Raw genomic sequence first — 12,536 nt, 5'->3', positions numbered from 1 at the left:
TGGCTATTTAATTAGTTATTTTCTCAATAATATAGTCAGTGGCATCTTTTGGCGACATCGGTTTGGCAAAATAATAGCCTTGTCCGTATATGCAGCCTTTCTCTTGCAATAACTCAGCATCGGCTAAATTTTCTATGCCTTCACCGACAGTAGCCATTTGTAAGTTATTAGCTAAATCGACTATGGTACGAATAATGGCACTATGATTTTCATGCTCATGGACATTACTAATAAAGGAGCGATCAATTTTTAGTATATCAATGGGGAAGCGGTGCAAATAACCTAAACTTGAGTAGCCAGTACCAAAGTCATCGAGCAATATTTTCACGCCCATATCTTTCAAGGCTTGCATATTTGTCAGTACTATTTCAGCATTTTCCAACAATGCGCGCTCGGTTAACTCAACCCGTAAGTTGTGCGGCGCTAACCCTGTTTCTTGCAACACCTTTTCAATATCATGCGGTAAGCTAGTACTAAAAAACTGCTTAGAAAATAAATTACAACTGACATAAAGATCATCACAACCTAACTCATCTTGCCAAAGCTTCAACTGCTGACAAGCTTTTTCAATAATCTGTAGATCAATGGCTTGAATTAAGTCGGTTTCTTCAGCCAATGGGATAAAATCATTAGGGTACACAAAACCGCGTTTAGTACTTTGCCAGCGAGCTAAGGCCTCAAACCCTTTAAGCTCTCGGTTATCGAGTTGAATAATTGGTTGAAAATAAGGAATAAACTCCTGCCAAGCAATCGCTTCACGAATATCTGCTTCAAGACTTAAGGCGTTTTGTACTTTTTGATGCATACTGTCATCAAAGACTTCATAACGCCCTCTGCCATTATCTTTGGCATGATACATAGCTGTATCAGCATCTCTTAGCATGGTATTGGCATCATCGTAACGTTTATTGCTAAATGAAATACCAATACTAGTCCCTGTGTATACCAACTGATTATCGATGGTAAAGGGTTCTTGCAGAAATGTGGTGATGCGCTCTGCTACGTCAAAAGCTTCATCATTTGAAGGTAAGTCTTCAATTAAAATGACAAATTCATCGCCACCTAAGCGAGCAACGGTATCTTTATCACGAACAATAGCCAGTAATTCTCGGGCGATTATTTTTAATAGCAAATCGCCCGCATGATGCCCTAAACTGTCATTAACCACTTTAAAACGGTCTAAGTCTAAAAATAGTACCGCAAAAGAAAAATCATCTTTGCGCTTAGCACAGGCAATCGCGTGATTAAGTAAATCAAGAAACACAGTTCGGTTCGGTAGCCCGGTTAAACTATCATGGGCGGCCGTGTGCTTTAATAATTTCTCCGCTTGTTTACGCTGGGTTATCTCATCTTCAAGCGCCAAGGTGCGCAGTTTAACTTGCTGCTCAAGTAATTCATGACTACGTCGCTCAAAATCGGCTAACTCTCGGCGTTTAATGGCCACAGAAACATGGTTAGAAACGAAATTAAGCAGTTCGGCATCTTGTTGATTGTAAGTGGTTTTATAATGGTAACTTTGTAGCACCATAACACCGAGTAACTGCCCTGAATAAATCAGCGGCACGCCAAGCCAAGAATGAATATCGTCTTGTGGTTTAGCCGTTTCACCGGCAAGGTGCAAGCTCATCATTTCATGATAGGTCAATAACACCGTTGCTCGGCGGCGCAACACTAACTCGGAATAGCCGTTAGAGAGCTTCCTCGGTTGGAAATCTTTAATTAAATTACTGGGATGTTCATCTTCATAATAAGAAAAATACAACATTTGGCTATCATGTTCATATTTAGCAATGAAGAAATTCTTAGCATTGATCAACTGACCAATAATATTGTGCACCTTACTATAAAAGGTATCTATATCGAGTTCGATATCCGTAGTTAACTCGGAGATTCGATATAATGACTCTTGTAATAATTCTGACTTTTCTCGCTCACGAATTTGCGCCATTAACTCTTTAGTACGGGCGTTAACCGCATTTTTTAAACGTTGCTGATCTTGTAAACGCACCATAGCACCAACAACATGTTGAGCGGCAAAGGTAAGCAGATTTAAATCAGCATCATTATAGCGAATATTTTCGTCATAACTTTGTATGGTGATTGTGCCTATAACTAGGCCATTGTGCAGTAATGGCACACCTAACCAGTCATTACCTTGGGCGCCAAACGGCTTAATTTTATAATTATCAAACAGTTGTTTTTCTAATTCTGGCGTCAGTAATAACGGCTGTTTCGACTCAATGACTAAATTTGTAAGTGAGCCCTCATAATCTTGATAATCAATAAGCCCTGGAGGTTTTTCATCTTTTTCATCAATAAAATAGACAAACTCTAAGGTGTCAAACGTTTGATCGTATAAAACAATAAAAAAGTTTTCTGCGGTCATCAAAGAGGCAATGGTGCTATGCACTTGCGGGTAGAAGCTATCTAGATCATTACACTCTTGTGATAAGTGATTAAGTTTAAATAATGCGGTATAACGGGCTTGTAAGTCGGCATTTTGTTTCTCTAAAAAATCAACATCTTCAGATAGCTTAACAATACTTGCTTCTTTAGCATGTATTAACTGTTCTGCAGATTTACTCATCTTAGTCTGTTGATTTTCTGCTTTCAAAATTACCATACCGTTTAATTATTTCGCTCTCGTATCTATTAAGCATTGGATAAATAAATTAACAAACATAAGGGAGTTTGCTTATTGCTGCGCTTCTACATCAGCTGATTTATTCACTGCTTTTATCTTATGTTTATTACCGCAGATAGCCGCTTGATGTTCATCACGGTAATAACGAATTTCAATACAATCTTGTTGGTAGCGACGCTCTAACTCGGTACGAATAAGTACATCACCTTTGGCATTAACAATTTTCTTATGCAATGCCTGACACTGTTGAATTTGTTCCGATGCTAGGGTGACATCTTCACAGGCATTATCAACACTCGAACAACTAGCCAATAAGATAATAATCGGCACAACTAATAACAATGATTTATTCATTTAACAATTCCATTAACAATTTATTCAACTTTGAAACATTCTTTTACGCTATGACATTATACCCAAGCAAGACTAAAATGCGAGTGCCGATATTATTACTAACAATATCAATCAACTACCAGTAAAAAACTCAATTTTAGATTCATTTTTAAGCACTTATGTTAACCACTTCTGATGCCGATAACGGCCGACTTGCACCGCTGCTTAATGTTTCATCTAAGCTCAACTGGCCAATAGCATAACGATGTAATGCGACAACTTTATTATCAAAGCGCCCGAACATACGTTTTATTTGATGATAACGCCCTTCGGTTAAAATCACCTTGGCCTCAAAAGGGCAAATAATCTCCAGTTCTGCCGGTTGTGTGGTTATTTTTTCATAGGAAAAATACATACCTTGAGCAAAAGCACTGATGTATTCATCGGTTAGCTGCTTCTCCAGTGTCACATGGTAATGCTTGGCCACCTTATGCTTAGGAGAGGTGAGACGCTCCGACCAACGACTATCATTAGTTAATAACACTAAGCCCGAAGTATTTAAATCGAGGCGCCCAACTATGTGTAAACTCTCTCGAGTTTCCTGATCAAACTGTCCAATAAGTAAATCAATGACTGTTTTATGTTTGTCATCTTTGGTGGCGCAAACAACACCCACAGGCTTATTGAGCATAATGTAATATGTTTTATTCGCTTGTAAGACCGCATTATCTAAGGTGATATGTGAAAACTGATCAACAAGTTGCGCAATATCACTTGCTAACACACCATCGACATAAACGCGCTTTTGCGCTAAAACCAAACGTACAGCTTTGCGGTTAAATTTGCAGAACTCACTAATAAAACGATCTAAGCGTGTGGTATTAATAGCCATAAACTTTATTTCCCCCCAGAGATGCTAACAATTATATGCTAGCCAGGGACTGCTGCTGAGCGATTAAATTAAGTACTTTATGTAACTTTTTCTCGATAAAACCAGTGAGTATCTTTGGCTGCAATTCGAGTAAGGTCTGCTCTGAGTCAGTAATCGCTATAATACAAAGTAATTGCTGCTCAGCTTCATTAAAGCTGCTAATCACGTCATCAGATAAATAGCTAATAATGACTGCACTTGCGGGTGATTTTTCAATCTCTTTTTGCCGCTTATTAAAACTGGTGGGCGTTTCTAAAGATAACTGAATAATTAAAATATCATCTTCATTGCCATACCAATTAGCTGTTAAGGTTTGAAAATTAAACTGTGCCTCAAGCTTATTGCTAATGGATTTTATTTTGGGTAACTTGTCGAGTAAGTCATTATTTACTTTAATGGTCAGTGGTAGCGCTTCAGTCATATTTTCTGCTCTGCATCGATGAAGTAATAAAATCGCTAGATAAACCTAACCTAAGCACCGTTTAGACATAGCATTGGCACAACTTTAAAAACTATTTTCTATGCCGCATATAATACCCCTGTTACCAACAAACTTCAGCTTGTTCAAGCAATGACATGTAAATTAATTTACCCTGTGATTAGCAGCTAAACACCACTTTCCATTGCTATATTTTTTTGCTCGACAACTTAAGTTAACCTATCCCAGATGCCAAAGAGATAACATTACACCACATTACAACCGCTAAGGTAAATAAGACGAACAACCGCTACCAACAAGACTGGCATCACGTTCATAAAAAAACTCATAAATGAATTCACTTTCGAATATCAGCCTTTTAAAAACGAACACAATTTACTTTACACAAACCAACAAAAGCACTGATTTAATTACAATTACAATTACAATTACAATTTTGGCACAGTTATTTATTTACTACTTTCATCAGTTAAGAATTACAGTGAAACTTTATGAAAATTGCGCTAAGTATCGTAAGCAAACTTTAACTATCAGTGCTTGCGCGCTCAATAAATTAAAACAACATAATTGGCCCGGGAATATCCGAGAATTAAGCCATGTTATTGAACGTGCTGTGCTGCTTAGCACTACCAATGAAATAACGGCGCTACAACTGTTATTAGATAATGCCAATAACATTAGCGATGAAGTGGTATTACAACCGCTAGAACCAGCAGAAAAACAGCTGATTGAAAAAGCCATGGCGGTTACTGGCGGTCAAGTAATAGAAGCGGCAAAATTATTAGATATTTCTCGTAATGCGCTCTACCGACGCCTAGAAAAACTTGCCATTCATCATGCCGAATAACATTAAAGCAGGTAGTGCTAAAACGCCAGTTAAACCATTCGCTTTAAAGCTAAGTCATGAGCAATGGCTAGCTTTTGGCTTAGCTTGCACACTCACCATTATATTCAGCTTAACAGCTGCGCTTACTTATAAGATGGGCTGGAGTAAGTTGGCAATTGCTACTTTACTGTTCTTCCTTGCTTATCCTCTTATCTGGCTTGCTTGGCGAAGTTATCATTTCTGGCGACAAACTATTATGCAGCTAACTACCTATACGCAAGTGATCCTTGAGGGTGAAACCAACCTACGCTTTAAAGTGCAACACAAAGACAATTTACTGGCTGAATTACAGCAAGAAATATCGGCACTCGCCATAGGTAATGCCGACAAAGCACAACAAAACCAAACACTGGAAAATGTCCTTAGCCACATTCTCGACTCTTGGCCTATTCCAGTGTGTTTGTTCGATGAAAATACTCAGCTAAGCTATCGAAATATTGCCATGAAAGATAAAATTCAGCAGCCTATGCTAATAGGTACCAGCGCAGCAGATTTAGGCTTTGTCATGGAGAACGATGCCTTATCGCACAGCCAATTTAATCAACAGTGGCAATGCCAAATTATTAGCTACCTATATCAGCAAAAAAAATGTCACATTTTTCTGCCTTAGATATTTCCCAGCCACTGCATCAACAACAAAGCGTTACCCAGCAAAACCTTATTCGGGTATTAGCTCATGAATTGCGTAATTCGTTAACCCCAATGGCGTCAATGGCAGATACCTTATTATGCAACGATAGTTTTAATGAAGAACAAGTGCGCATGGTATTGGGTCGGTTCAAGCAACGAAGTGAACGCTTACTTAGTTTTATTGAACAATATAGTCAGCTTAGCCAACTGCCTACGCCTAAATCGACCTGGTTTAATTTTAATAACTTACTTGATGAAGCCAAAGCCATGATCACTAAGGCCTGCACTATACATTATCAAGGTAGTGGCCAATGTTATGCTGACGAACAACAAATGGCGCAAATATTAATTAATATTTTCAAGAATACCCAAGAAGCGAGTGATAAAGAATGTTGTCAGATTAGCGTTAGTCTTTTCTACCAACAAGGAAACTCACAAGGTTATCAACAAGGCCGGCAAATTATTGAAATAACCGATAATGGTCCAGGCTTTGCTAACCTTGATAATGCTTTAACACCTTTTACACCACTAAAAGTCATGGCTCAGGTATAGGTTTGTCGCTTTGTGCGGAAATAACCCGTAATCATGGCGGTGACTTCACCTTAGAAAATACTGACAATGGTGCAAAAATCACTATGTCATGGTCGGTAGGTAATAAAACTCACCCGTAAATTTAACACTGCATTTTTAACTAGCATAAAAAAACGGGCCAAATGGCCCGTTTTGTTTTAGTAAATACCGTTACCAGTGCTTACTACTTTTAGCTTTTTATGCTATTTCACATCAACTTGCACAGCTACGTCACTTCCTGCGCTCTCAACTGCAATATAGAACCAACCTGTTGGTGGGTTATTAACAGTGATGCTTTGCTCAGTAGTACCTGCATTTGTAGACTTATGACTATGACTAGCCGCAGTTGGCCAGCTAGTTCCGGTATAAAGCTCAACTGCACCAGTACCGTGGGCAGTATTCACTTCAATACTGGTAACACTGTCATCTAAATAGATGTAATAACTATTATGGCCATTACCCGAACAAACCGCAGCACCTGTTTCTAAAGCACCATAAGTAAATGGTGCTAATGTAGTACAAGCGTTAGCAATTGTACCCGTTACTGGCGGCTCTACTGGTGGAGTTACTTCGCCAGTTAAGCTTACTTTGAAAGTTACATCAGCATAATTACTGGTACTTTCTAAAGTAATGTAGCGCCAGCCTCGGTTTGCAGTAACTTGCAAGGACTGCGTTGTGCCTACAGCTGCAGAAGACCCTTGCGCATTTGCTGTGGTAGCCCAATTATCTGCATTAAAATAAATACCGACATCACCGTTACCACCAGCAGTGCTTAAGAACAGCTGGGTATTATCCGCTTCAACCCATACGTAGAATGAACCACGACCGCCTGCAACACATTCGTTATTTTCCAGTGTTAATTTGCCACTAGTAATAGTTGCTGCGCCACAATCAGGTACGGTAACACCGCCGCCGTTAGTTGCATCATTTGGATACGGGTCAGAGTTATCACCCATGCCGTCACCGTCAGAGTCTAACCATTCAGTTGCATCATTAGGGAAAACATCACTGTTGTTACCGTGACCATCGCCGTCAGTATCTAACCATTCTGTTGCATCATTAGGGAAAGCGTCGCTGTTGTTACCGTAACCATCGCCGTCAGAGTCTAACCATTCTGTTGCATCATTAGGGAAAGCATCACTGTTGTTACCATGACCGTCACCGTCAGTATCTAGCCATTCAGTTGGATCATTAGGGAAAGCATCAACACTATCTAAATGTCCGTCGCCGTCAGTATCAACATCACCATTTGGCGTAGTATCAGCATTGTCACCAATACCATCGCCATCAGTATCTAACCATTCAGTTGCATCAAAAGGGAAAACATCGGCGTTATCACCAACACCATCACCATCACTATCTTTCGTTTCCGTTGCATCAAATGGGAAAGCATCTAAGCTATCAATTACGCCATCACCATCTGAATCTAATGGCTGAGTACCGCCACCACCTAGTGCATTGGTAATAACATAATCATTGCTAGTGTTTTCTTCGGTCATTACCGCAACACCTAAACACTGATTGCTTTCATCAGTAATTGCCGCACGGCGGTTACCAAACCACTTCCATGAAGTAACACTGTCATAACTTTCGCCAGTAGCAAGCGTAGTAAAACCAAAATCAACATTTAGCTCACCAGTTACATTATCAACGCGATGAACACGCACTGGTTTGTCACTGTTATTGATAAAGGAGAAGTCCGCTTCAAATGGACCGGTTAAGTGTTGCTGCATCAATGCACAACTACCTATGGTATTTGCTGCTGGAATCACTTCTGCAGCCGCGGCATTAGCTACCATAGTTTGGTCAATGGTAAAGCTAGCAATAGCATTGTTTAACACACCAACACTTAAACAGTTTAAGCTACTGTCAGTTACCATTAAGCGGCGATCACCGTACCAAACGGCATTGTTGTAACTTGCGCCCGGCTCTAATACGCCATAACCATGAGTAAAGCCAGTACCACCACTGCTGGTAATAATAGATCCTTTAGTATTGTCAATTCTAAATAAACGTACAGCTGTGTCTGAGGTATTAGTAATAGTAAATTCATTTGACTGGTCCATAATCAAATGCGGTTGCGCTAAAGCACAACTACCCATTTGATTTAAGGCTGGAATCACTTCCGCTACCACATTTTTAACTAACTCAGCTTCAATGGTGAAAGTGTTATTATTTTCAGCCATCACCGCAACACCTAAACAATTCATGTTGTTATCAGATAACATCATGCGATCGTTAACTTTCCAAGAGCTAGAGTTATAACTGTCACCTTGATTTAAGGTTTTATAATTCTTGCCAAAATTAGCGGTACCTTTAGTGCTATCTACCCAGAATAATGACACGGGTGTATCTGTGGTATTGGTAAAGCTAAAGTTGGTGGTTGCTGCATCAAAATAACGAGTATATTGCTGAACTAAGTCACAACTGCCAATCATATCTTGTGCTGGTATTTGTGCAGCAATTGGTGCAACCGTTGCAGAGTTGGCCAGCATATAAGTCTCAAAACCTGCTCCGGTGCGTTCTACTGCACCTTTAAGCGCAGCTTTATAAGCGGTATTGTCGCCAGCTTTTAGCGTTGCAGCAATAAGTTCTACTTCATTTTTATGCTCTTCACCTAAGTAACGCATAGCAAAGTAACCCCAAGGATATAAGTTATCGTACTCATATCCCATAAAGACGATGTTATACAGTGGTGGAATAGTTTCACCTGATAAAGTCTTTAACGTACGCGTATGATCTTTACCCATAGCCATGTATTCAGCCATACCTTCAGCCCAAGCAGCATTGGGATCAAAGGTGCCATATGAACCGGCTTTATTATATCGGCCATCAAGGTAATGAACGAACTCATGTCGTAAGTTATAGATTTGATCAATATATTGACATGAACCGCCTAACCAAGAGTCAGGACATTGCATAGCAATAAAACGTGCTTGGTTGCCTTGCGCAGTTGGAGTACCTTCTAAATACATACCACCGTTATCGGTAGCTATGCCAAAAAATTCTGGCGCATATTTTTCATAATCTTCCGGGCTAGCAAAAGCGACAACTTCAATGTGTTCATTTAAGTCTCCGGTAACTGGCGTACCTGCAGTATTGAAGAATGCATGGAATTCAGTTTCTTGTAAGGCCATATCGACACAAGATTGATCAAGTGTTGCTTGGCTGATGGAAGCTTGTGCGCGAATAGTGATGTTAGCAGTACAGTCATAACTAACCGTTAAAATATCTGCTTCTTTTGGTGGTACAACACAACTACCAAATAACGGGTCACCTGCTGAACAAGTACGACCAGCATTTTCTAAATATTTTTTAGTGAGAATTGTTTCTGTTGTTTCAACAGAGATAGTTGCAATAACTTTTTCACGAGCTTCTAATATTGTACTGTCAAACCGCGCTTTAGCTTCATCATTAGCAATTGATGCTAACTTACCCATTGTGATAAATGAGTGAGGCATGATCCACTTTCTATCCGCTTCTGTACTCCAACGCATATCAAGAGAGGTTTCACCTAAAAAGATAAATGAACGCATTACCGATAACACATCAAGCATGTTGGTATTGATAGCAGACTTTATTGAAGCATCACCATAATAAGCGGCATCACCTAGCGCGCCCATCAATGCCATTGTGGTATCGCCACCATTACTGATGCCAAACGGATTGCTTTGCTCAGAATAATATTGAATTATCGCTAATAAATGCGGTAGCTGATCTTTAAAATAAGCTGAACTAGCGTCATTTCTGAAATTTGATAAGGCTGCGGCATAACCTTCTTGGATTACACTGCCTGCTGGAGCAATGAAGTTACTCATTTGACTAACCGCTAAAAGCGCTGTGCTTAAGGCGGAAGCTTCGGCATCAGTTAATGCGGCGGCATTATATTTATAAGAGGCTAAGAAATATAATAATTGGTTTAAATCCGGATCGGTTAAATCATCGGCTTTGGCTAGGTAATGTATCGCCTGCGATACATTATCAATAGGGTCATTAGCCGCGCCAGCAATACCAGCAAAGTCACTATAACTTGCCACTAAAATTGCTGCTATAGCTGGGCCGTATTGTGCTTTAGACGAAATAGTGGCCGCTGGTACATCGACAAATACATTAGTATTGTAAATGACGTAATCGCCCATTGGTGGTGGCACATCACCACCACTGATAGTTACTGTTAAACTAGTTTGCTCAATATTACCGTCAATCTTAAAATAACGCTCACCGGCACGTGAAACAAATGTCAGGCTTTCTTCATTTGTACCCGGGGTAATACTACTTAGCTCGACATTTCCGCTCCAATCATTACCATCGTAAAGCTTAATAGCGGCATCAGTACCGTTAAATGTTCCGCCGGAAGTGGTAATAGTTACGTTACTATTTTCATAAGGCACAGTCACATATAAGTAATGACCATAATCGGTGATACAGTGAGTTTGGTTGGCAGGAACTTCGCCTTGACGGTCTAAGGTTTTAGCGCCGCACATTGTTGCTGCTTGAACGCTGGTCATGTTTAACGATAAAAATATCGCGCTGGCTAGTAATGTTTTCTTAGCAGTTAGTTTCATATTTCTTAAGCCTATTCTTAATATAGCGATTAGGTATTTCGTCCGTGTAGCAAAGTAAGCATGTTGTATTTTTTATTGCTTTCATTGCATCTAACGCGTACATCCCTCTCTGGTCGAAACAAATGTGTAAAGATGTTTCAATATGTTTTATATAATATTTTGTATACAATATTCAAGTAGTATATTAATAAGAATTTCTTCGTACTTTATTAACGAAAATTTTATCGTTTGTTATTATGATGTTACAAGATGTGAATAATTAAACATAAAAACAGAAAAATTACTCAAACTTGAACGTTAAGCAGAAATTAGTAACTTGATTTCAAAGTGGGGTGGGGATTAAAATATTATCAACAATAACCGATGTCCCTATCGGTTTATTGAACTAATTAGCCTTTAGTTTCTTGGTTTGGCAGTGGCTTTTTCGGCTCTCCTGGCGGTATTAATGAATTGTTTTCGGGATGTCTGTGCTGATTTTCATGACCATGAGCTTTTGGTTGCTGAGCACTGCGGTGATCTGCCGGCTGTTGATGTTTATTTTCCAAAAGTCTGGCGTTACTATTGCTGTTAGCTGAAGGAGCTGCGGCGCTAATAGCGTCACTATCTCCCTCGGTATTTTGCCCACTGTTATTCACAGTATTCAATGGAGTAGAGGTTAACTGAGCATTATCCGCAAGCCCGTCATTGTTACTGGTAATTTCCAGTGTACTGGTCAAGGCTGTTTTGTCCCCTATACCATGCTGAGTTTGGTTGGCTGGTTGTATTTGGTTATAAATAAGCCCAGCAGTTATTCCAACAAAAAGTATACCGAGTGCCACCTTAGTTTTATTCATGCTTTTATTCATATTGACTCTCCAATTAAATCAAAAAACTGTATATTGAATACAATAAACTATCATATAATTTGATTTTGATTCAAGTGTATTTAAGTCAGTCCTTCTGCACCTTGGGGTTGAAACCTATTTACTGCAGACAAAAAATTGATAGCAAGTCATCAGTAATAACGATGTGGGTTAAAGCTGAAAAAGTAAGTGCTCCAATACTTTAAAGAATATTATTTAATAAAGAGATCACGCTTAATTAACGTCATTTAACTCATGCTTAACTCGGTATTTATCGGTGTGATGTAATGATTAAATTACAATGATTTGTGACTACGCATCATGACTTTTGAAATAATCAGTCCGCAAATGAGGTTACATTCTAATAGTCACTTTTACCACAAAGAACTAAACCGCTCCGCGGTAATGGTGTGTTTGGCAAGCACCGTTCACCCCTTTAACACCTTCACTTATTCCTAAACTAAGTCTTGAGGCATGTAGCCTCACCTTAGCTTGGAGAATACCCCATGAACATCAGCCCATACTTTTCAGTACCACTGCGTCAGCGCATCAACGAAGACATGATCCTGCGTAAACTCGCCACTAACACACAAATTTCTTATATCCGTGGTGTTAATAAATTCTGTGAATTTTTACAACACTCTCCTGAAACATCCACCCAAGAAGAGTTGCGTGATTTCCAACTTTTCATTGTCA

11 protein-coding genes are annotated in these 12,536 nt (G+C 39.4%); 5 read left to right on the top strand and 6 right to left on the bottom strand.

The window, feature by feature from the left end:
- Positions 1–7 precede the first annotated feature (7 nt).
- From HRT50_RS10390 to HRT50_RS10375, 4 genes are all read right to left on the bottom strand, one after another.
- Complete coding sequence (locus HRT50_RS10390) at positions 8–2,614, bottom strand: EAL domain-containing protein (protein ID WP_291614104.1); 2,607 nt, start codon at positions 2,612–2,614, stop codon at positions 8–10.
- Positions 2,615–2,695: 81 nt separating this feature from the next.
- Complete coding sequence (locus HRT50_RS10385) at positions 2,696–2,998, bottom strand: hypothetical protein (RefSeq protein WP_291614102.1); 303 nt, start codon at positions 2,996–2,998, stop codon at positions 2,696–2,698.
- Positions 2,999–3,146: 148 nt separating this feature from the next.
- Positions 3,147–3,869: a pseudouridine synthase gene (locus HRT50_RS10380; RefSeq protein ID WP_291614101.1), complete on the bottom strand. Its 723-nt coding sequence runs from the start codon at positions 3,867–3,869 to the stop codon at positions 3,147–3,149.
- A 31-nt stretch (positions 3,870–3,900) separates the two neighbouring features.
- Entirely contained in the window at positions 3,901–4,329 is a 429-nt protein-coding gene (locus HRT50_RS10375) for a hypothetical protein (protein WP_291614099.1), read from the bottom strand.
- Between the two features lie 499 nt (positions 4,330–4,828).
- Between HRT50_RS10375 and HRT50_RS10370 the strand changes: the two genes are divergently transcribed.
- Genes HRT50_RS10370 through HRT50_RS18855 form a run of 4 tightly spaced genes read left to right on the top strand, consistent with a single transcriptional unit; the run spans position 4,829 to position 6,534 of the window.
- Positions 4,829–5,194 (top strand): helix-turn-helix domain-containing protein, encoded by a 366-nt coding sequence (locus HRT50_RS10370; RefSeq protein ID WP_291614097.1) that lies wholly within the window; start codon positions 4,829–4,831, stop codon positions 5,192–5,194.
- Positions 5,184–5,843 (top strand): hypothetical protein, encoded by a 660-nt coding sequence (locus tag HRT50_RS10365; protein WP_291614095.1) that lies wholly within the window; start codon positions 5,184–5,186, stop codon positions 5,841–5,843. Before HRT50_RS10370 ends, HRT50_RS10365 begins: the two co-directional genes overlap by 11 nt.
- Complete coding sequence (locus HRT50_RS10360) at positions 5,822–6,415, top strand: HAMP domain-containing sensor histidine kinase (protein WP_291614093.1); 594 nt, start codon at positions 5,822–5,824, stop codon at positions 6,413–6,415. Before HRT50_RS10365 ends, HRT50_RS10360 begins: the two co-directional genes overlap by 22 nt.
- Positions 6,416–6,417: 2 nt before the next feature.
- Positions 6,418–6,534, top strand: a complete 117-nt coding sequence (locus tag HRT50_RS18855) for a hypothetical protein (protein WP_367238869.1) — start codon at positions 6,418–6,420, stop codon at positions 6,532–6,534.
- 102 nt (positions 6,535–6,636) lie between these two features.
- Here HRT50_RS18855 and HRT50_RS10355 read toward each other — a convergent pair whose 3' ends face one another.
- Positions 6,637–10,998 carry a collagenase gene (locus HRT50_RS10355; protein WP_291614091.1) on the bottom strand — a complete coding sequence of 1,454 codons (4,362 nt, stop codon included), beginning with the start codon at positions 10,996–10,998 and terminating at the stop codon, positions 6,637–6,639.
- 389 nt (positions 10,999–11,387) lie between these two features.
- Positions 11,388–11,843 (bottom strand): hypothetical protein, encoded by a 456-nt coding sequence (locus HRT50_RS10350; protein WP_291614089.1) that lies wholly within the window; start codon positions 11,841–11,843, stop codon positions 11,388–11,390.
- Positions 11,844–12,346: 503 nt separating this feature from the next.
- On the opposite strand from HRT50_RS10350, the gene HRT50_RS10345 reads away from it, so the two are divergent.
- A partial coding sequence (locus tag HRT50_RS10345) for a phage integrase N-terminal SAM-like domain-containing protein (RefSeq protein ID WP_291614087.1) occupies positions 12,347–12,536 on the top strand: 190 nt, incomplete at its 3' end.

The organism is Colwellia sp. (assembly GCF_013215345.1).
Lineage (GTDB): Bacteria > Pseudomonadota > Gammaproteobacteria > Enterobacterales > Alteromonadaceae > Colwellia.
This window is presented reverse-complemented; position numbering and strand designations above follow the sequence as displayed.